Origin of the sequence: Nocardia colli (assembly GCF_008704205.1) — a bacterium.
GTDB lineage: Bacteria > Actinomycetota > Actinomycetes > Mycobacteriales > Mycobacteriaceae > Nocardia > Nocardia colli.
The window spans coordinates 443,556-464,133 of the sequence record NZ_VXLC01000015.1; the positions used below are offsets into that span (position 1 = coordinate 443,556).

19 protein-coding genes are annotated in these 20,578 nt (G+C 67.0%); 11 read left to right on the plus strand and 8 right to left on the minus strand.

All coding sequences use genetic code 11. The features are described from left to right. Nucleotides 1–18 precede the first annotated feature (18 nt). Entirely contained in the window at nucleotides 19–1,413 is a 1,395-nt protein-coding gene (locus F3087_RS29000; protein WP_150405230.1) for a HAMP domain-containing sensor histidine kinase, read from the minus strand. A 126-nt stretch (nucleotides 1,414–1,539) separates the two neighbouring features. Next, on the minus strand, nucleotides 1,540–2,397 hold the full coding sequence (locus tag F3087_RS29005; RefSeq protein ID WP_150405231.1) for a phosphatase PAP2 family protein: 858 nt from the start codon (nucleotides 2,395–2,397) through the stop codon (nucleotides 1,540–1,542). Between the two features lie 107 nt (nucleotides 2,398–2,504). On the opposite strand from F3087_RS29005, the gene F3087_RS29010 reads away from it, so the two are divergent. Further along, on the plus strand, nucleotides 2,505–3,179 hold the full coding sequence (locus F3087_RS29010) for a response regulator transcription factor (protein ID WP_150405339.1): 675 nt from the start codon (nucleotides 2,505–2,507) through the stop codon (nucleotides 3,177–3,179). A gap of 31 nt (nucleotides 3,180–3,210) precedes the next feature. Here the strand turns inward: F3087_RS29010 and F3087_RS29015 are convergent, their stop codons facing one another. After that, a complete protein-coding gene (locus F3087_RS29015) occupies nucleotides 3,211–4,125 on the minus strand; it encodes an NmrA/HSCARG family protein (RefSeq protein ID WP_150405232.1) in 915 nt (304 codons plus the stop codon). 104 nt (nucleotides 4,126–4,229) lie between these two features. Between F3087_RS29015 and F3087_RS29020 the strand changes: the two genes are divergently transcribed. Beyond that, a complete protein-coding gene (locus tag F3087_RS29020; protein WP_150405233.1) occupies nucleotides 4,230–4,802 on the plus strand; it encodes a TetR/AcrR family transcriptional regulator in 573 nt (190 codons plus the stop codon). Nucleotides 4,803–4,929: 127 nt separating this feature from the next. Here the strand turns inward: F3087_RS29020 and F3087_RS29025 are convergent, their stop codons facing one another. Next, nucleotides 4,930–5,502, minus strand: coding sequence for an alpha/beta hydrolase (locus F3087_RS29025; RefSeq protein ID WP_191094186.1), 573 nt, complete (start codon nucleotides 5,500–5,502; stop codon nucleotides 4,930–4,932). A 159-nt stretch (nucleotides 5,503–5,661) separates the two neighbouring features. Here F3087_RS29025 and F3087_RS29030 point away from each other — a divergent pair, with 159 nt between their 5' ends. Continuing rightward, entirely contained in the window at nucleotides 5,662–6,705 is a 1,044-nt protein-coding gene (locus tag F3087_RS29030; protein WP_150405235.1) for a fused (3R)-hydroxyacyl-ACP dehydratase subunits HadA/HadB, read from the plus strand. Nucleotides 6,706–6,950: 245 nt separating this feature from the next. Next, the gene (locus F3087_RS29035; RefSeq protein ID WP_150405236.1) at nucleotides 6,951–8,540 is read left to right on the plus strand and encodes a threonine/serine exporter family protein; all 1,590 of its coding nucleotides are present in this window, start codon (nucleotides 6,951–6,953) and stop codon (nucleotides 8,538–8,540) included. A gap of 10 nt (nucleotides 8,541–8,550) precedes the next feature. On the opposite strand, the gene F3087_RS29040 is transcribed toward F3087_RS29035, so the two are convergent. Further along, nucleotides 8,551–8,988, minus strand: coding sequence for a response regulator (locus tag F3087_RS29040; protein ID WP_150405237.1), 438 nt, complete (start codon nucleotides 8,986–8,988; stop codon nucleotides 8,551–8,553). After that, nucleotides 8,988–10,589, minus strand: a complete 1,602-nt coding sequence (locus F3087_RS29045; protein ID WP_223885418.1) for a sensor histidine kinase — start codon at nucleotides 10,587–10,589, stop codon at nucleotides 8,988–8,990. Before F3087_RS29045 ends, F3087_RS29040 begins: the two co-directional genes overlap by 1 nt. Nucleotides 10,590–10,978: 389 nt before the next feature. Here F3087_RS29045 and F3087_RS29050 point away from each other — a divergent pair, with 389 nt between their 5' ends. The 7 genes from F3087_RS29050 to F3087_RS29080 all read left to right on the plus strand — a co-directional run bounded on the left by F3087_RS29050 (nucleotide 10,979) and on the right by F3087_RS29080 (nucleotide 18,016). Continuing rightward, on the plus strand, nucleotides 10,979–11,800 hold the full coding sequence (locus tag F3087_RS29050) for an endo alpha-1,4 polygalactosaminidase (RefSeq protein ID WP_223885419.1): 822 nt from the start codon (nucleotides 10,979–10,981) through the stop codon (nucleotides 11,798–11,800). After that, nucleotides 11,797–13,095, plus strand: a complete 1,299-nt coding sequence (locus F3087_RS29055; RefSeq protein WP_223885420.1) for an extracellular solute-binding protein — start codon at nucleotides 11,797–11,799, stop codon at nucleotides 13,093–13,095. The genes F3087_RS29050 and F3087_RS29055 overlap by 4 nt, the downstream gene beginning before the upstream one ends. A gap of 203 nt (nucleotides 13,096–13,298) precedes the next feature. Then, nucleotides 13,299–14,027, plus strand: coding sequence for a carbohydrate ABC transporter permease (locus F3087_RS29060; protein WP_223885440.1), 729 nt, complete (start codon nucleotides 13,299–13,301; stop codon nucleotides 14,025–14,027). Beyond that, nucleotides 14,024–14,893 carry a carbohydrate ABC transporter permease gene (locus F3087_RS29065; RefSeq protein ID WP_150405240.1) on the plus strand — a complete coding sequence of 290 codons (870 nt, stop codon included), beginning with the start codon at nucleotides 14,024–14,026 and terminating at the stop codon, nucleotides 14,891–14,893. Before F3087_RS29060 ends, F3087_RS29065 begins: the two co-directional genes overlap by 4 nt. Continuing rightward, nucleotides 14,890–15,828 (plus strand): carbohydrate kinase family protein, encoded by a 939-nt coding sequence (locus tag F3087_RS29070; RefSeq protein WP_150405241.1) that lies wholly within the window; start codon nucleotides 14,890–14,892, stop codon nucleotides 15,826–15,828. Before F3087_RS29065 ends, F3087_RS29070 begins: the two co-directional genes overlap by 4 nt. Further along, nucleotides 15,821–17,125, plus strand: a complete 1,305-nt coding sequence (gene melA, locus F3087_RS29075; protein ID WP_150405242.1) for an alpha-glucosidase/alpha-galactosidase — start codon at nucleotides 15,821–15,823, stop codon at nucleotides 17,123–17,125. Before F3087_RS29070 ends, melA begins: the two co-directional genes overlap by 8 nt. A gap of 21 nt (nucleotides 17,126–17,146) precedes the next feature. Continuing rightward, nucleotides 17,147–18,016 (plus strand): endo alpha-1,4 polygalactosaminidase, encoded by an 870-nt coding sequence (locus F3087_RS29080; protein WP_150405243.1) that lies wholly within the window; start codon nucleotides 17,147–17,149, stop codon nucleotides 18,014–18,016. 8 nt (nucleotides 18,017–18,024) lie between these two features. Here F3087_RS29080 and F3087_RS29085 read toward each other — a convergent pair whose 3' ends face one another. Then, a complete protein-coding gene (locus tag F3087_RS29085) occupies nucleotides 18,025–19,044 on the minus strand; it encodes a GlxA family transcriptional regulator (RefSeq protein WP_191094187.1) in 1,020 nt (339 codons plus the stop codon). Between the two features lie 231 nt (nucleotides 19,045–19,275). Further along, nucleotides 19,276–20,400 (minus strand): FAD-dependent oxidoreductase, encoded by a 1,125-nt coding sequence (locus tag F3087_RS29090; protein WP_150405245.1) that lies wholly within the window; start codon nucleotides 20,398–20,400, stop codon nucleotides 19,276–19,278. Nucleotides 20,401–20,578 lie beyond the last annotated feature (178 nt).

Below are 20,578 nucleotides of genomic sequence, written 5' to 3' on the forward strand. Positions count from 1 at the left end.
CGGATCGTACCGCTGAGGTCAGGGTGCGGTCGCGGGAGCCGCCGAGCGTGGAGGTCGCTCATCGGGGCCGGGCAGATCGATGGTGACGAGTGTTCCGGTGGGGAGATTGGGCTCGATGCGGACCGTGCCGTGGTGGGCGGCGACGATTTCGGCGACGATGGCCAGGCCGAGCCCGGACCCGCCGGATCCGCGGCCGCGATCGTGCTGGGGCCGGTAGAAGCGGTCGAAGACGTGGGGGCGATCGGGTTCGGCGATGCCGGGTCCGTCGTCGCTGATCTCGATGCGCGGATGGCCGTGCTCGAGGTGCAAGCGGACGTCGATCGTGGTGGCGGCGTAGCGGGTCGCGTTGTCGAGCAGGTTGCGCACGGCGCGGCCGAGGTGGGCCGGGTCGCCGGTGATGCGTGCGGGTTCCACGGCGATGGTGATGGTCAGTGCGGTGGTGGTGCGGGTGCGCGCGACTTCGTTGCTGAGGATGTCGTCGAGGTCGACGTCGGTCTGTCGCCGGGTGAGTGCGTTTTCATCGGCGCGGGCGAGCAGCAGCAGGTCGTCGATGAGGTGACGCATGCGTTCGGCTTCGGGCAGGAGGGTGTCGTCGAGCATGGCGCTGTCGAGGACCGCGGGACGCGCGCGGCCGAGCTCGAGGGCGGCGGTGATGGTGGTCAAGGGGCTGCGCAGTTCGTGGGAGGCGTCGCTGATGAAACGGCGTTGGGCGTTGTGCCCGGATTCGATGCGGGCGAGCATGTCGTTCATAGTCACTGCGAGAGCAGCGATTTCATCACGCTGGGGCGGCACCGGCACGCGGCCGCTCAGGTCGGCGCTGGTGATGGCCGCGACCCGGGTGCGGATATTCTCCACCGACCGCAGCGATCGGCCGATCAGCGTGTAGGCGGCCAGCGCGGCGAGCGCGACGATGAACGGGGTGGCCACCGCGATCAGCAGCGCGACCAATTTGATCGTGCGTTCGGCTTCCTCCTCATCGATGGCGACGACCACGGTGTACGGGCCGCCACGTCCGTCGAGGGTTGCCGCACTCAACCGGCCTTCGTCGGCGCCGGAGGCGGTGGGCACGTCGTGGGCGATCCCTCCCGCGGGCGGTCGCACGTCGGTGATCGGCACGGGCGGACTCGCGGCGGAACTCTGCACGACCTGCCCGGCCTGGTCGATGATCTGCACGATCGAGACCCGATTGTCGACGGCCAGGGCGCTACGGTCGAGATCCGCGGGAGATTCGAGCGCGAGCTGACTGCTGATCTGGCGGATGCGCTCGGCGGCCGCGTCGTCGGAGGCGCTGATCAGCGATCGATACAGCACATAGGTCAGCGACAATGCCGCGATCGCGAGCGCCACGGTGACGACGACCGCGACGATGAGCGCCGAGCGGATCCGCAGACCCCACCGGGCCGGGTGCGCCATCGACCGGATCCATCGGGTCGCGGTGTCGAGGAATCGGTGCTCGCCCGGCCGGGCCCACCGAACGGATCGGGGTCCGCGCCGGGGCTGATTCATCGGAGGCAACCCTTCGTGGTGTGTGGGATACGGCTACGCTTTCTCGGCTCTATCGTCACAGGTCACGCGGTGTTGTGTGGCCGCACGCTCCGTGCCGCGGTCGCGTCGCAGCCACAATTGCAGGTACGGGTACGCGGTCGCGCTGATCAGCACGACCGAAAAACCGAGCAGGCCACCACCGATCACGTCGGTGAGCCAGTGCACGCCGAGGTAGAGGCGCGCGGTCGCCGCGACGACCACGACGGCCACCGCCAGCGCCGCGGCAGTGATCCGCTGCCGGAGCGATCGATGGGCGCCGAGGTAGACCAGCGCTATCGCACCGGCGAGAGCCGTTGCGCCGGTGACATGTCCGGAGGGAAACGCGAAATCGGTTTCGCTGACCAACTGCACGGCCGCGGGCGGGCGGGCCCGGCCCACCACGACCTTGCCGACCGTGCTCGCGGCCGAGGCGAACGCGACGGTGCCCAGCACTAACGCCATCGGGGCCAGCCGTCGCTGCCGCCAGGCCAGCAGGCTCGCGGCGACCAGCGCGATGACAGCCAGACCTGCCGGATCTCCGGCGGCGGTGATGACCTGCGCGAGCACGGTCGGGCCCGCGGAACGGTGCGCGGTGAACCAGGTCGATACCGCGGGGTCGGCGCCGGTCAGCCACCCCGACCGGGAGACCTGGGCCGCCAGCTCGATGAACAGCACGATCATCGCCATCGCGCGTATCGCCCGGTGCAGGGTTTGCTGGGCGAGACGCTCGGCCGGGCGCAACCGGTCGGCGAGCAGTGTTGCCGCGATCACCGCGAGCCCTACTCCGACGACCGACACCGCGACTTCCGCGGTCGCGGCCTCGGTGGATATCTCCTCGGCCGCACGATGGATCAGATCGATGATGGTGGACACCGGCTCAGCGTGTCGGCTCGGCGCTGTGGAAACGCTGAGAGCCGGCCGAGGCCGATGGCCGCGGTGGGTTGTAATGGGGCGACGGGGTTCAGGAGAGGATGGTGACGGTGCGCGTGCTCGTGGTCGACGACGAAGTCCGGCTGGCCGAGATGCTGCGTCGCGGGCTGTCCGCCGAGGGGTTCGTCGTCGAGCTCGCGCACGACGGAATCGACGGCTTGGAACTGGCCGCGACCGGCGATTTCGACGTGCTGGTCCTCGACATCATGCTGCCGGGCAAACACGGCTATCAGATCGTGCGGGAACTGCGCGAACGCCAGGTCTGGACGCCGGTGCTGATGCTCTCGGCGAAGGACGGCGAATACGACCAGGCCGACGCCTTCGACCTCGGCGCCGACGACTACCTGACCAAACCGTTCTCCTTCGTCATCCTGCTGGCCAGACTGCGCGCCCTGATCCGGCGCGGCGCACCCGAACGACCGGCGGTGCTCACCGCGGGCACCCTGTCGCTGGACCCGGCCCGGCGCCGCGTCACCCGCGCCGGCGAAGTGGTCTCGCTGACCCCGCGCGAATACGGCGTGCTCGAATACCTGATACGGCACAAGGGCGATGTCGTCACGAAATTCGACATCCTGCGTTCGGTGTGGGACAGCAACTACGAAGGCTCGGACAACGTGGTCGAGGTGTACGTCGGATACCTGCGCCGCAAGCTCGATGTCCCCTCCGCGGCGTCGAGCATCGAAACCATCCGCGGGGTCGGCTACCGCCTGCTCGACGTGAGCTGAGCAACTGGCACAACGCGCTTCGGTCTACCCGCTATCGCAGGTACTCCTGCGCCCAAGTGTCGAAACTGGTGAGGGAGATGCCGAGGTCCTTCGCGTACTGCGGGCGGGCCGGCTGGCCGACGACATTCAGGTACTCGTGCGTGCTACCCATTGCCGGCATACCGGCGGCGAGCGCCTGCTCCTCGGTCATATTCGGCGCGGAAAGTCGCGTGCCCAGGGCGCGGCTGAGGATGTCGGCGATCTCGGTCATCGATAGATAGTCACTCGCCAGTTCCAGGTCGACCCGGTCGAATCGCTCCGGCTCGGCGATGGCTGCCGTGGCGGCTTTGCCGATGTCGTCCACGGCGACCAGGGACAGCCGGGTTTCCGGTTTCACGACACTGACCAGTCCACCCTCGATGCCGCGCGGGAACAGGAATGCCATGCTGGGGAGGAAGTTCTCCATGAAGAAGCTCGGCTTGAGCAGTGTCCGATAGCGGAAGTCCGCCGCGCGCAATCGATCCTGAATCGCGCTTTTCGCGCCCAGCGGGGGTTCCATTGCGGCCCAACGGCCTTCGGTCCATCCCGGTGCGCCGGTGTGGTGGCCCGCGCCGCTGACGGACGTGTGCACGAACTGCGGTACGCCGGCGGCCTCGGCCCCTTCGATGAGATTGATCCCCTGGGTCACCTCGCCGTCGAAATCGAAGCCGGTTGCGTTCAGGCCGGGCATCTGCACGGAGAAGACGGCGCGAGCGCCCGCGGCGGCCTGGATGATCGAATCGCGGTCGTGCAGATCGCCGACGGCCAGTTCGGCGCCGAGTGCCTCGACAGCTTTGGCTCGGTCGGTGGCGGGGTCGCGCACCAGGGCGCGGACGGGAATGCCGGCCGCGAGCAGTGCGCGGGCGGTGGCGCCGCCTTGCCTGCCGGTGGCGCCGGTGACCAGGACGGGTGCGGAAACTGTGGACATGGTGCTCCTCGAGTCCTTTATCGAATAAACGGCGGGTCCCGCCACTTATCTGTTCGGGTACGATACGGCGGGGCCCGCCACTTAGCAACCCTGGAGAGGACGCCATGCCGGACCGTCAGCGCGCCGACGCCCAGCGCAACTACGCGCGCATCCTCGTCGTGGCCGAAGCGGAAGTTGCCGCTCGTGGCGCCGACGCTTCCCTGGAACAGATCGCCCGCACCGCAGGCGTCGGCTCGGCGACCGTGCGCCGGCATTTCCCCACGCGCCGTGCGCTATTGGAGGCGGTATCCCATGAACGGATCGAGACTCTTCGCCTGCGTGCCCACGACCTGACCGACCGCGAGGACAGTCGGGATGCGCTGCTGGAATGGCTGAGTGCGGTTGTCGGCTACTGTGTTTCGGCTCGAGGGCTCGCCGCCGCACTGGCCTATGACGGCGCCGGAGCCGACCTGGTGCAGGGAAACAGTTGCGCTGCGGCGTTGGAAGAGGCGGCGGGCCCGTTGCTGCGCCGCGCCGCGGGGGATGGCGCGGTGGCGGCGGGCGTCACCTTCGTCGATCTGCTCACGCTGATCATCGGCATCGTTCTGGCCACCGAGAACTATCCCGACCAGTCGGCTCGGGCGGACCGGCTGTTCCGGCTGGCGGTCGCGGGGCTGAGCCCGGGAGCGGACTGCTGATTCGCCACCAATCCGAACCGGAACACAGCGCGAATCACTGGTCGTTGCCCCTAGCTGAGGGTGACGTTTCGAAGTGGTGCAGGTGCCGCCGGGGAACGCTGTCTCCGGCGGCATCACCCGCGCCGGGTCAGACGTAGCGGCGGTCGTCGGTGTCGGCGATGAATTCCGCGGTGCGGCGATGCCAGTCGAACGGGCGGTGCAACATGAAGTGTCCGGCGTCCGGGACCGCGGTCCAGGTGGCGTCCAGGCCGCGGTGTTGCGCCCGGACTACTTGACGGCGTGCGGATTCCGGGTCGGTCCAGCGGTCGGCGGTTCCGTGCATGACCAGGACTCGGCAGCCGGCCGAGATGAAGTCGGTGTCGTGGTCCGGCCACCACGGGGCGAGCGCCACGATCCCGGCGATGTCGTGGATCGCCGCCAGATGCGCCGCGACGCGGGCTCCCATCGAGTGACCGACCAGGTAGGTCGGTCGTCCGTCGTCGTGCGCCGTCAGCTCGCGCAACACGCGGTCGGCATCGTTGAGCGCGTCCAGCTCCGGGGAGTTCCATCCGCGAAAGCGGTAGTGCACGTGGTGAATCGGACGCTCAGGGCCCAGCCGGCGACGCAGCGACATGGCCAGCGCGGCGGTACGAACCCGGGACAGGTGCCAGGGGCGTGAAGACTGCCTGCTGCTGACCTTCCCGCCGGTGAGTACGAGCACGCGGCCACGGGGCATGGGGTGGCGAACGGGGTACATACCTCTACTTCGTCTTGCCGGTCCATGCGGTTTGGCCGGAACCGGAGTGAACGACCAGTCCGGCACGCCACCTGACGCGACTACTACTGGACAAGGTCGAATACGAACGGAGAGGTCTCGGCAATGGAAATCGGCACCGCGCGGGCGTTGGACAGCGAACCGGTCGAACGGATCAAGGCGATCGTCGGGCGTCATTACCGGGTGGACGACTACTACGAGGTCGGCCGCGAGAAGATCAGGGAATACGCGCGCGCGGTGCAGGATCAGCACCTGGTGCACCGGGACGTGGCAGCCGCGCACGACTTCGGCTATCCGGATCTGGTCGCGCCGCCGGCCTTCATCTGCCTGCTCGGCGGGACCGTGCAGAAGATCCTGACCGACGTGCTGGACGGCTACAGCCTGACCACGGCCATCCAGACCGATCAGACGATCGCTTTCGCTCGCCCTGTCGTCGCCGGTGATCGGCTGACCAGCAACCTGTCACTGCAATCGTTCCGGCAGGCCTTCGGCGGCGATCTCATGGTCGTGCGCAACACGGTCACCGATCAGCACGGCGCGCAGGTGCTGGTCGCGGATACCGGCCTGGTCGCCCGCTCGGCGCCCACCGAACGCGACCGCGCGATCGCCGGCGCGTTGACCGCGTTGGTGCGCGGCGATGTCGTCTCCGCCGCCGGTCCGATGAGCACCTACACGCCGATCAGCGACACGCGCTGGCCCCGCCCGCAACCGCGGCCGAGCCGGTACGCGCTCCCGCTCGCCGCCGTAGCGGTCGGCACGGAGTTGCCGCCCCGGTCCGTCGAGGTCTCGCTCGGCGATCTGGTCAATTACGCAGGCGTGTCCGGCGATCCGAATCCGATTCACTGGCACGCGGACGCCGCCAGGATGGTCGGGCTCGAGCACGGGGTGATCGCGCACGGCATGCTCTCCATGGCCTTCGGCGCCGCCTTCGTCACCTCGTGGCTGGGTGATCCCGGCGCGGTCCGGCACTACAGCGTCCGGATGACCAGCCCGGTCCGGCTCCTGGACAACGCCAGGGCCCGCATCGAATTCGGTGGGCGGATCAAGTCGATCGACCCCGAGTCGCGAACCGCCGTGGTCGCACTGACCGCGTCGCAGGGCGGAGCCAAGATCTTCGGCCGGGCCACCGCGACGGTCCAACTCTGCTGACCGGACGGCGAAACAGACCAGTTAGTGTGGTCACAATCCGAGATTTCCGTACCGCCGATGGGCAGTCTGGCAGCAGCGTTGCCGCCGTTCCTTCCAGCACCGGATTGGAGATCATGCCCAGCACAATCGAGATGTCTCCGCTCTGCGTTCGCGCAGTCGGCACAGTGCAGATCAGCAGCTGCGGCGTGTCGACGGTGGCGTTGACGCGGTGGCGCGCGGGATACGCACAGGCTGTGTAGATCGCGATGCGACGAATCCGTATCGGACGCGCCGCCAAGCCGGCCGATCGACCCGAGACCGGCCGGCCAGAGCTCGGCGATGCCGGCAGGTCACGTGCGCCTGCGCCGAAGCGCCGACCTCGCGTATCGGCCACCGATACGGCCAACGGCCCTCGCCGTCCCGTTCGGCAGCGTCGCCGACGGGTCACGACGGCCGAGCAGCGGCGCGATATCGCCCTGCTGCTGCGCGGGAGCATCTACTCGGGTGTGACGCCGTCGCCGACCGCGGCCGGGGAAGAATATTCGCCCCGCCAGGTCATCGACTTCTGCCTGGATCTGGGCGAGGTGATGTTGTCGTCGGGAGCTGATGCGCGCAGCGTCGAGGTGGCTATCGTCGCCGTCTCGGCAACCTGGAATCTGGCGGCCGTCGAACTCGACTTTCCCGGCTCGTCGATCCACATGGTGTACGCCGTACCGGACGAACCGACCATCGCCGGATTGCGGGCCGTGCGGGACACCGGCGCCGACCTGCACCGGCTCAACAATGTGTACGGCGTGGTCGACGATATCGTCGGCCATCAGGCCGATATGACTCAGGCAAGCCGGCGGCTGGTCGAGGAGATCCGGTCGGATCCGCGCTGGCCGTATCGCGTTGTCGCGGGCGCCATGGGCGTTCTGGGCGTGGTCGTCGCGCTACAGGCCGGCGGGACCTACTGGTCGGCGGCCGGTGCGTTCGTGTTGATGTTCGTCCTGATGTATCTCGGTAAGGTGCTCGGGCGACGTTATCTTCCAACGTTTTTCGTCGCCGTCGCGCAGATGGCGCTGGCGACGGCGGTCGGCAGTGTGGCGATCGCGTACAGCCCGATCGAACCGGGCGAGGCCGCCAGTATGGTCGCCGCGTGTGTGGTGCTGCTGCTGCCGCACCCGTCGATCGTCGCTACCGCGCAGGACGCGATATCCGGATTCCGGAGCTTGGCGCTGGTGCGTGGTCTCGGCATCGGCCTGGTGGTGCTGGGGATGGTCACCGGTATTCAGGCGGGCCTGATGTCGGCTCGGTGGGTCGATCTGGAAGTCGATCCGTCGGCGATCCACCTGACCGGCCTGACGCCGTTCTGGGCGTTGTTCGCTTCGGCGATCGCGGCCGCGGCGAATGCCTTCGCACAGGGAGCGACGGCGCGGGTAGTGCCCATCGCCATGGCGGTAGCGGTATTCACCCAGCTGATTGTGCAGCTGTGTGCCCGGGCGCATATCGGCCTGCAACTGTCGTTGATGCTCGGCGCGGCGATACTCGGCGCCCTCAGTACGTGGACGGCCGCCCGCCTGCGCATTTCCCCGGCATCGATAGTTGTGCCCGCGTTCTGCGGCGCCCTGCTGCCGTCCCTGCTGGTGGCCCACTCATTACTGCAGTTCATCGGGCACGCGCCGGGATCGGGAGTGGCGTTCGCCTTTTCCGTGCTCACCACGTTGGCGATCGGCGCGGGCCTGGTTCTGGGCAACATCGTGGCCACGGGCGGGGCGCGTCGAATGGTCAGCACCCGAACCCGGATCCGCTCGGCGAGTATGGATACCGAGCCGCGACCGACTGCCCCGGAGACCGACGGGCAGCTGGATTCGTAGCGGGCAGTGGCTATTTGCGGCGTGGCAGGCGGGCGAGGTGGGCGAAGAATTCGTCGATCTGCTTGATGGCGGAGGTGTATTGGTCGAGGTCGGCGGGTTTGGTGACGTAGGCGTTGGCGAACAGGCGGTAGCTGCTCAGCACGTCGTCTTCGGCCGAGGAGGTGCTCAGGATGACCACCGGCATGTCGGACAGCTCGTCGTCGGCGCGGATCTTGGCCAGGATCTGCCTGCCGTTGTATTTGGGCAGGTTCAGGTCCAGCAGCACCAGGTCCGGGCGCGGCGCGTTCAGGTGATCGCCTTGGCGGAACAAGAAATCCAGGGCTTCCTGTCCGTCGCGCGCGACATGCAAGGTGCTGCCGATGTTGTGCTCTTCGAACGCTTCCCTGGTCATCAGTTCATCGCCCGGGTCGTCTTCGACGAGCAGGATATCGACGGGGCGGGCAGACATCACAGCGGAACTCCTTCGGCGGCCGGTTCGGCCGGGTTGACGGGGTCGCCCGCGGCGCGGGCGGGCAGGGTGAACCGGAACCGGGTTCCTTCGGTGTAAGCGGTGTCGACCCAGATCTTGCCGCCGTGATACTCGACAATCTTACGGCACACGGCGAGACCGATTCCGGTGCCGCCGTACTCTTCTCGACTGTGCAGGCGTTGAAAGATCACGAACACCTGCTCGGCGAACTCGGTCGCGATGCCGATGCCGTTGTCGGTCACCGAGAATTCCCACATTCCGGACGCGGCGTCGATCGCGCAATCCACCCGTACGAGCGGAACCCGTTCGGGGGCGCGGAATTTGATGGCGTTGGCGATCAGGTTCTGCCACAACATCGTCAGCAGCGTCGAATCGCCGGCGACCGTGGGCGATTGAGCGGGCAGCTCCACCCGGGCGCCGGTCTCCTCGATGACCGAGGACAGATTATCGACTGCGGTGTCCAGCGTTTCGCGCAGCTCGACCTGGGCGGTGGCCTCGATGACCCGCCCGACGCGGGAGAAGGTGAGCAGATCGTTGATCAGGACCTGCATGCGTTTGGCGCCGTCGACGGCGAAGTCGATGTATTGCTTGCCGCGTTCGTCGAGCTGGTCGCCGTAGCGTTTGTCCAGCAGCTGGCAGAAGGAGGCGACCTTGCGCAACGGTTCCTGAAGGTCGTGTGAGGCGACGTAGGCGAACTGCTCCAGTTCGGTATTGGAGCGACGCAGCTCCTCGGCCTGGCTGTCGAGCTCCGTCTTCTGTTGCGACAGAACAGCTTCCTGCGCGCGCGAGGACGTCAGCTCCGAGACCACCCGGCGGCGCATCCGCTCCACGGCATCGGCGACCGTGGCGACATCGGCCGGGCCGGCGATATCGATGTGATGTTCGAAATCTCCGTCGGCGACCCGCAGCGACGCCGACGCCAAGGCCGAAAGTGGCCGTGCGACAAGACGACGCGCCAGCGCGGTCAGCAGTGCCCCGGTCAGCAGCGCGACCGCGACCATCAGTGTGAGCACCCAATTGCGCAGGGAGCGAGCGTGTTCGAGTGCGCGGCGGTCCGCCGCGATCGCGGCGGACAGGTCGGCGTTCTGCGTGTCGAAACGGGCGCGTAGTTCATCGAAGAGCGCCTTGCCCTCCGTCGAAGTGGCCGCGAACGCCGTTGGCGGGGCCTCGATATTGCGCGCGTAGTTCGCCCGCCAGTCGTCCACAGCGCGCTGCACGTCGTCCAAATCCGCGAGCAATTCGGGGGATCCGGCGACCAGAGTGCGAATCCGGTCGGCGGCGCGGGCCTGGTCCTGGATCCCGGTGGTGTAGGGCTCGAGGAACTGCCGATCGCCGCTGAGGGCGTAACCGCGGATGCCGGTTTCCTGGTTGATCAGCGCGTTCTGCAACCGAGTTGCTTGCAGCAGGGCGGGCTGCGTGTGGTTGAGCACCCGGTCGGTCGCGTTGTTGGTGTTCGTGATCACCTGCGCTCCCGCCGCCGCACCGAGCACGACCACGATCCCCATCACCCCGAGCACCAGCTGAAACCACGTCTGCACGGTGAAGCGACCGACACCGCGCTCCCGGTCCGGTGCCGTCACTGTTGTCCGCGGGCTCCCCACCGAGAGGCCTCCGTTTCCAGACACTGGCGCACCGAGGCGCGCGTCATCGAACTCGGCAGCCGTTTGCTGGACCGCGAAGTATCGAGATCCTAACCGGTCCAGACCGATCCGATCTCATCATCACCGGGACATCGTCGAGCCGGAGCCGTCGAGATGAGCGAGACGACCGTTCGGCGAATCCGATTCGGCAACTTCTTGACGCACGCGGAAATCTTTGTTTGACTCCAGGGGCGTCGAGTTGTATTCGACGCCCGAGGTGCGCCCAGCCGGTAATCGGTGAACAACCTGAGCCCGGCCCCAGTCGCCAGGACGGATTCTGATTCCGTCCGAGGCGGGGTCGCTACCCGCAGTAGTAAATGGGACTCAAGATGAGCATCAATCGTGTTCGGGTGTCTTCCGCAACTGCCTTGGTTGTGGCCTGCGTATCGGTCAATCTCCTCGCTTCAGCAGGGCCGGCCTCCGCCGCACCACCCGTGGTACTTCCGACGCCGCACGCAGAATTCGATTACCAGATCGGCGCGCCGTACGACCCGCCTGCCGGCGTCGGCGTGATTTCGCGGGACTACACCAAGGAGCCGGTGCCCGGCGTCTACAACATCTGCTATGTGAACGCATTTCAGACGCAAAAGGGCGCTCAGGGGCAGTGGGAGCCGGATCTCTTGCTGCGCAACGGGAACGGTGAGGTAATCGAGGATGAGAAGTGGGGCGGCGAGGCGATCCTGGATTTGCGCGAGGACGGCAAGCGTAAGCGCATCGCCGCGAAGATCAACGGCTGGATCGACATCTGTGCCGCCAAGGGCTTCCAGGGTGTCGAACCCGATAACTACGACAGCTACGAGCGGTCGCAAGGTCTGTTCTCCGCGAACGAGGCGCAGTTGTTGATTCAGCTGCTGTCGGCGCACGCACACGACAAGGGTCTGGCGATCGCACAGAAGAACGCCTCCGACCTACTCGGCGCCGCCAGGAAGAACGGCCTCGACTTCGCCGTCGCCGAAGAATGTGGGCAGCAGGGTGAATGCGACCAATATGCGTCGGCCTTCAACGATCATGTGGTCGTCATCGAATATACTGCTAAAGGTCTGGCGAATGCGTGTGCGGGTTTCAAGGACCGGCTGAGTATTGTGCGGCGCGACATGTTGGTGACCGCGCCCAATAGCGGCGAATATGTCCGCGAAACCTGCCGCAAGTGAATTCGGTGACCACGCCGACCCGTCGCACGGCACTTCGCGGCGGCGCCGCGATCGCGCTGGGCCTGGTTTCGGCGGCATGTAGTGGCGGATCCAAAGGCGGTGTCGGGCCGGACGGCCGGGTGACGATCCAGCTCTGGCACGGGCAGAACGAACGAAACCGGGTGGTGGTCGAAGAACTGGTCGCCGATTTCGAACGGGCCTACCCGAACATCCGGATCGACCTGGGCGGCGGGGGCGTGGTCGCCGACGAAATGCTGCAGAAAGTGCTGGCGGCCTTGGCTTCCGGATCCTTCCCGGACATCGCGTACATCTTCGGTTCGGACCTGGCCAGCATCGCCCGCAGCCCGAACGTCGTCGACCTCACCGACGCACTGCCCGGATGGAACGACCTCTGGCAGCCGGTGCAGACCGCGGTGACCCTCAACGGCCGGGTGCGTGCCGCGCCCGCATTGACGGACTCCCTCGCGGTGGTCTGCAACCAGGCCGTGTTCGCCAATGCTGGTGTCGCGCTACCGGTTACGGGGTGGTCGTGGAAGGACTTCACCGCTACCGCACGCAAGCTGACCGACGCCGACCGGGGGACCTTCGGGACCGGCTGGCCCGGCGTGGGCGACGAGGACACCACGTGGCGGCTCTGGCCGCTGGTGTGGGATCTGGGCGGCGAGGTGATCGCGGCCGACGGCAAGACCGTCGGGTTCGCCGACGTCGGCGAGCGCGCGCTCCAGGTGGTTGCTGATCTCGCCCGGGACAAGAGCGTCTATATCGACGCCAAACCGGGTACCGACCAGATGTATCAGGTGTTCAAGTCCGGGCTGATGGGCATGGTGATCACCGGGCAGTGGCAGCTGGCCGAGATCATCGACGCGAGGGTGGACTACACCGTGGTGCCGATGCCCAGCTTCACCGGTGCGCCGATGACGATTTCGGGTCCGGACACCTGGACCCTGTTCGACAACGGCCCGGCCCGGGTGCACGCGGCACGGACATTCGTCAACTGGCTCAACGATCCTCGGCAGGACGTGCGCTGGGATATCGGGGCAGGCAGCCTGCCGCTCAGCCGCCCGGCGCAGGCGCTGCCCGAATGGCAGCGTCAGGTCGAAGACATCGACGGCCTCGACGTGTTCACCCGGGCCTTGGTGTATTCGCGAGCCCGTCCGGTGCATCCGGCCTATCCGCAGGTCTCGCAGGCGTTGGGCCAGGCGATCGTGTCCGTGCTGTACGGCCGGCGTAGCCCGGCGGAGGCGATGCGGCGTTGCCGCCGCGAGGCCGATGCCGCTTTGCATATTCCCCGTTGAGGAGTCCCGTGTCTCCCGTTCCTGTTGCCCTCACACCGCCGCCGCGGCGGATGCGCCGACGCCGGCGCGAGTCGACCACCGCGTGGCTGTTCATCTCGCCGTCTGTTCTGGTCATCCTCGGCCTGAGCTTGATTCCGGTGATCTGGTCGCTGCTGTTGTCGTTCCAAGCCAACGACTTGGTCACCCCCAGTCGCTGGGTGGGGATGGACAACTACAGCGCGCTGTTCCAGGATCCGAATTTCGTTCAGGCCGTGCGGAATACGCTGATCTATACGGTGTTGTTCGTGCCGCTCAGCATCGCCCTCGGGCTGGCGCTGGCACTGGCGCTCAATCGACGCCTGCGGTTCGTAAGCCTGTATCGGACACTGTTTTTCGTGCCGTTCGTCGTGTCCGCGACCGCACAGGGCGTGTTGTTCTCCTTCATGCTCGACCCGCAGGTCGGTGTGGTGAATTCGTTGCTGCACCGAGTGGGGTTGTCTCCGCAGGGATTTCTCACCGACCCCGCGCAGGCGCTGTTCGTCCTGATCGCGATCACCCTGTGGAGCGGGTCGGGGTTTTGCGTCGTGGTGTATCTGGCTGCGCTGCAGGATGTGCCGCAGACCTTGCTCGAGGCCGCGCGGCTCGATGGCGCCGGTCGCTGGAACCTGCTGCGGCACATCGTTTTTCCCACGGTGATGCCGGTGACGATGTTCCTTCTGGTGTGGCAGACGATCACCGCGCTGCAGGTGTTCGACCTGGTGTACGTCTCGACCAAAGGCGGCCCGCTCGGCTCGACCACCTTGATCGTCTTCTTCATCTGGCAGCAGGCTTTTCGTAACTTCACCGCGGGCTACGGCGCCGCGGCGGCCTATGTTCTCGCGGTTGCCCTGTTCGGGCTGGGCCTGGCGCGCCGGCTCATGGCGCGTCGCCGCTCTCCGGAAGGGAACTCGTGATCACCCACGCGCACAATCGTTTTCGACTGCCGTCCAGCGCCGCTCGTCGGTTCCGGCTGCCGTTCAGTGCGTGGCACTTGCTGCTGGCTCCGTTGGCGTTGCTGTTCGCGGTGCCGCTGATCTGGTTGACGCTCAGCTCGGTGATGACCGACGCGGAGATCAACAGGTTCCCGCCGACGCTGTGGCCCTCGGGTATTCATCTCGACGGCTACCGGTTCGTGTTGTCGAACGCCAAGTTCCCCACCTGGTTCGTCAACTCGCTGATCGTCTCGGGTACCGCGGTGGTCTCGAATCTCGTCTTCGGCACGCTGGGCGGATACGCGTTCGCTCGGATGCGGTTCCGCGGGTCGCGAACGATGCTGGTGATGATGCTGGCGACGCTGGTCGTGCCGTTCCAGCTCACGATGATTCCGACCTTCATCGTGATGAAATGGCTGGGCCTCATCGACACCCTCGGCGCGCTGATCGTGCCGGCCCTGGTCACGCCGTTCGCGGTGTTCTTGATGCGGCAGTTCTTCCTCTCGCTGCCGCGCGAGCTGGAAGAGGCGGCGTGGATCGATGGCTGTTCGACGTTGCGCGTGCTGTGGCAGATCGTGCTGCCGCTCTCGCGCCCGGCGCTGAGCACCGTTGCCGTGCTGACCTTCCTGACCACATGGAACGACCTGACCTGGCCGTTGATCGCGCTCAATCACGACAGCACCTACACCCTGCAACTGGGCATGACGACCTTCCACGGACAGCATCAGACGCACTGGTCCGCGGTGATGGCGGGCAACGTGATCACCGTGGCGCCCGTGCTGCTGGCGTTCCTCGGCGCGCAGAAGGCGTTCATCCAGTCCGTGGCCGGTAGTGGGCTGAAAGGATGACCATGATCGACCTGCTGGTCATCGGGGATGCCAACCCCGACGTGATCATCGGACCGGTGGCCGGACCGCTGGAATTCGGTCAGCGCGAACAGCTTGCGTCCTCCGGAGTGCTCACTCTGGGCGGCTCCGGGGCGATCATGGCCTGCGGCGCCGCTCGTCTCGGACTGACCGTCGCGTTCGTCGGCCGCGTCGGGGCCGACGAGAGCGGGCGATTCGTGCGGGATTCCCTCGAGGCGCACGGGGTGGACACCTCGGCCCTGATCACCGACCGGGAGCTGGCCACCCCGCTCACGGTGGTGATCACCCGGGACGACGACCGGTCGATCGTCACGGCGCCCGGGACGCTGTCGGCGACCACCACGGCCGACGTGCCGCGCGCGCTGCTGCGGAGCTGCCGGCACGTGCACGCCGCGTCGTACTTCCTGATGCCGGCACTGGCTGCCCGGCTGCCTGCGCTGTTCGCCGAAGTCCGATCGCTGGGGTGCACCACGTCCCTCGACACCAACGACGATCCGGCCGGGCGGTGGCAGGTGCCGGGAATGTACTCCGAGGTCGATTTTCTGTTGCCCAATGCCGCCGAGGCCATGCATTTGGCCGGCGCGGACACCGTCGAGGCCGCGGCCATCGCGCTCGCCGGGCACGGCCCGACCGTGGTGGTGAAGAACGGCGCCGCCGGAGCGCTGTCCTACGACGGCCGGAATCTGTTGAGCACCAAAGGAATACCTGTAAGAGCAGTGGACAGTGTCGGCGCCGGTGACAGCTTCGACGCAGGCTTCGTCGCCGCGACTCTCGCCGGCAGCACGGCGCAGCAAGCGCTCGAGCTCGCGGCGATCTGCGGGGCCCTGTCCACGCGCGGCATCGGCGGCACGACCGCCCAACCGACCTGGAGCGAAGCGATGGCGACGCTCCACGGAATGGAAAGAATCCATGACTAAAATTGCCTTCGTCGGCGCGGGCAGCGTCGAGTTCACTCAGGGATTACTAGCGGATCTGCTGGCATTTCCCGAGCTACAGCAAGCGCATGTCGCGTTGCACGACATCGACCGGGAACGGCTCGAAACTGCCGAGGCGGCCGCGAGATTCATCGCCGAGGCCCGCGGCGCCGCCCCGAAGATCACCGCGCATACCGACCGGCGTACCGCGCTGGAAGGCGCCGATTTCGTCATCAACACCGTGCAGATCGGCATGGGCGCGGCCACCGAGATCGACTTCGACATCCCGGCCCGCCACGGCTTACGCCAGACGATCGGCGACACCCTCGGCATCGGCGGCATCTTCCGTGGCCTGCGTACGTTTCCATTCCTGAAGGCGCTCGGCGCGGACATCGCGGAGGTGTGCCCGGAAGCATGGTTGCTGAACTACACCAACCCGATGGTGATGAACGTGCAGTACCTGCGCGAGGCCACCGGCCTGACTCGCGTTGTGGGAGTGTGCCATTCGGTGTACTGGACCGTGCGGGGACTCGCGGAATTGGTCGATGTGCCGTTCGAGGAGGTGTCCTACCGCGCGGCCGGGATGAACCATCAAGCTTGGGTACTGGAATTCACCCACGCAGGCGAGAACCTGTACGACCGACTCGATGCCTTGATCGAGAAGGAGCCGGAACTGCGTCGCCGTGTGCGCGTCGACATGTACCGACGGCTGGGTTACTACCCGACCGAGACCAGCGAGCACTCGTCCGAATACGTTCCCTGGTATCTGCACCATGGCAGTGAAGTCGAGCGGCTGCGGATACCTGTCGGTGAATACCTCGGCACTGTCGCCGACAACGTCGCGGTATACGACACCACACGGCGTTTGCTGGCCGAAGGGAAACCGCTGGAGGTGCAGAGCACGATGGAATACGCCCCGCAGATCATCCACAGCATCGTCAGCGGCACACCTCGAACTGTGTACGGCAATGTCCCGAACCACGGCCTGATCACCAACCTGCCCTCAGACTGCATCGTCGAAGTTCCCTGTCTTGTCGACGGGTCAGGCGTGCACCCCCAACCGATGGGCGCACTTCCGCCGCAATTGGCGGCTTTGAACCGGGCCTACCTGAACGTGACGGGACTGGTCGTGTCCGCCGCGGTCGATAACGATCCCCGCCACATCCGGCACGCGGCGATGGTGGATCCCGCTACCGCGGCGACGTTGACGGTGGATCAGATCTGGGCGCTGTGCGATGAGATGGTCCAGGCGCACTCCGGTTTGCTACAGCCCTCGTTGCGCGGTGCCGTGGTGCCCTGAGTCCTGGTTAGCGTATTGACCATGATCATCCGTGGATTCCGCCGTCGGTGCGCTGCGGCGCTCGCCGCTTCGGCCGCCGTCGCCTCGCTGCTCACCACCGCTTGTTCGGGCGGCGGATCCGAGGATGCGCCATCGACCTCGGCCGGCGTCCCCGACGGGGCGCCGGCGGGGGTGACGGTGCCTCCCGTGCGAGCGGGCTTCGACTACCAGCTCCACACTCCGTACGAACCGCCGGCCGGGGTGTCCGTCGTTGCCCGGGACCACACCGCGCCGCCCGCCGCGGGAATCTACAACATCTGCTACATCAACGCCTTCCAGGCCCAGCCCGGCGCGGAGCACGAATGGGACGCCGATCTGCTGCTGCGCGACCGAACGGGAGCGGTGGTGATGGACAAGGAATGGGGGGAGGCGATGTTGGACGTCCACACCGACGCCAAGCGCCGGCGGATCGCGCAGAAGATCATCACCTGGATCGATGACTGCGCGGCCAAGGGCTACAAGGCTATCGATCCGGACAACTACGACAGCTACACCCGAGTGCCCGAGGGCCTGCTGACCGCGGATGACGCGAAGGCGTTCCTCGCCCTGCTCGCCGTCCGCGCGCACGAAAGAGGCCTGGCCATCGGCCAGAAGAACGCACCGCAGCTGGCTGCTGCGCGCAACGAGGTCGGCGTCGACTTTGCCGTTGTGGAGGAATGTGGGCAGTACAACGAATGCGGAGACTATGCCGCCGCGTTCGGCAGCCACATGATCGTGATCGAGTACACCGCCCAGGGCATGAACAGGGCGTGCCAGGGCTGGGCCGACAAAGCAAGCATCGTCCGCCGGGATCGGAATCTCGTGGCCCGCGGCGATCAGGGCTATTTCCACGGAACCTGCGGCACAACGTGATTGGAACTTCAGGCCACGACTTGTTCTGTCGCGGGCCGTCGGCCCCGGGCCGCGCCGAACTGGCTGCGGTACTCGCCGGGGGTGAGCTCGGTGAGTCTGGTGAAGTGGTAGCGCAGTGCGGATTCGGAGCCGAATCCGCTGGCTTCGGCGATGCGTTGCACGGTCCAGGTGGTGCGTTGCAGCAGTTCTTGGGCGCGTCGGACGCGGGCTCGTTGTAGCCATTCCATCGGGGGGATGCCGAGTGCGTCGCGGCATTGCCGGGAGAAGGTGCGCACGCTCATTCCGGCGTGCTGGGCGAGCATGGCGACGGTGAGGGTTTCGGCGAGATGGTTTTCGGCCCAGTACAAGGTGTCGACCAGTGAGCGGGGTTGTTCGGGAACGTCCCAGCCTGCGCGTTGGGCTTGGTCGCCGTCGCGGCGGATGGGGGCGACCAGGAATCGGGCGACTTCGGTGGCGAGTGCTGAGCCGTGGTCGCGTTCGATCAGGTGCAGGATCAGGTCCATGGCGGCGGTGCCGCCGCCGGAGGTGAAGAATTCTCCGTCGGCGACGAATAGTCGCTCGGGGTGGACATGGATTTTCGGGTAGTCGGTGGCGAGTTGCTCGGCCCAATGCCAATGGGTGGTCGCTTGACAGCCGTCGAGCAGACCGGTCGCGGCGACGAGGAACGTGCCCAGGCACAGCGTGACGATGCGGGCACCGTTGGCGTGTGCGCGCAGGATGGTCGCGGCGATGTCCGGTGGTGGTTGGTAGATCGTCGGGGCGGCAGGCACGACGATGGTGTGGGCTGATTCGGCCCACGCCAGCGACCGGTCCGGGAGCAGGGCATAGCTGGTGCCGCGCCCGGTCCGGGTGGTCGTCGGCCCGGCTGGTCCGGCCACGGCGACCTCGTAGAGTTCGGTGCCCGCGTGATCGTTGGCCGCGGCGAAGACCTGCACGGCCAACGCGACTTCGAACGTGCCGACTCCGTCGAAGCTCAGCACCGCGACTCGGTGCGCAGTCTCCGGTGGCAGCACAACCTCTTCCCGCACGAGTTCACACCCTTTTGGATCGTTGGAATTGGAGCTTCGCCGCCGCCCGAATGCCCTCGAGCCGGTAGCGAACACCGCCGCGGCGGCCTCGCAGTTGCAGGCGGGGCCGACATCGAATGGACACCGGCGTCAGAACAGCTTCGCAGTTGCAGGCCGGACGGACTTCGGTGAATGCCGGTGTCAGGACATTTTCGCAGTTGCAGGCCGGGCGGGCTTCGGTGGCCGCCGGTGTCAGGACAGCTTCGCCGTGGGGGCGAAGGCGGGCAGTTTGTCGAGGCTGCTCTGCACGGCTTCGGCGCCGTAGTCGAACATCTGCCGCTCGTACTCGTCGACCGCGCCGAGCAGGTCTTGGCGGCCTTGGTCGGCGTCGATCAAGCATCGGCGCAGCAGGTCGGCATCGCGCAGCGCGGTGTTCGCGCCGTTGCCGCCGGTCGGGGAGGTGGCGTGGATCGCGTCGCCGAGCAGCGTGACCGGGCCTGGCGCCCAACGCTTTCCGGGCTTGACCACGCGGATGGACAGCAGCGTGCTGTTGTCCGGGTCGGCTTGCTCGATCAGCGTGCGCAGCAGCGGATGCCAGCCTTGCATCCGCGACAGCACGGCGTCCTGTGCGCTCAGATCCTCGAGCGAGCCGTTCGGCGGCAGGATCATGGCCCAGCGCACGTAGTCGCCGATATCCGGGAGCACGACTTCGGGGTCCAGTTGTTCGGCGGCCTGCTTGGGCGGGGTCCGGAACTGCATCGCGCCCAGCAGCAGGCTGACGCCGTCGCCGGCGATCTTCGAACCGTAGGCCTTGGACAGGCCCGCGAACTCCTCGGTCAACGGTGTTCGGCCGATGACGAACCGGACACCGGTGTCGGTTGGGGTGGTCTGCGGCGACAGCACGTCGCGGACCGCGGAGGTGACGCCGTCCGCGCCGACGAGCAGGTCGGCGGTGGCCGGGTCGCGGCGGGCGAACTGGGCCTGGACCGTGCCGTCGGGCAGGACGTCGTAGCCGGTGAGTGCGGCGTCGGTGTGCACGGTGAGACCGGTCAACAGCAAGTGCCGCAACACTTGACGGTCGACGACGATGCCGGTCCGGCCCGCGCCGAGCTTGCCGATCTCGTTGAGCTGCGGGTCCAGGATCAACTGCTCAGCGGAAGCGTCCATGACGATCTCGTCCAGCAGTGCACGCCAGCGCTCCGGTAGGCAGTCGCGCACCGCCTGGAAACCGATCGGGTTCAGCACGAGCCGGTAGCCCTGGAATCGTGCGACGATCCCCGGGTCGCGCTCGTAGACCTGCGCTTCGATCCCGGCACCACGCAGCCCCTGCGCGAGAGCCAGACCTCCCAGACCGGCTCCGACGACGGAAACCCGCATCACACACCTCCACAACATCGAAACGAACTTAGTTCGTTGAATACGATCTAAGTTCTACTCGCTGGACTCGGATCGCGTCAAGCTACTGTGACCGGCGGGTCAGTCGATCTCTGCCGCTGCCACGCGCTACCTGCGGCGGGAGCGCTGTGTCGGGCCGGACACCCGGGGTCCGATGTGG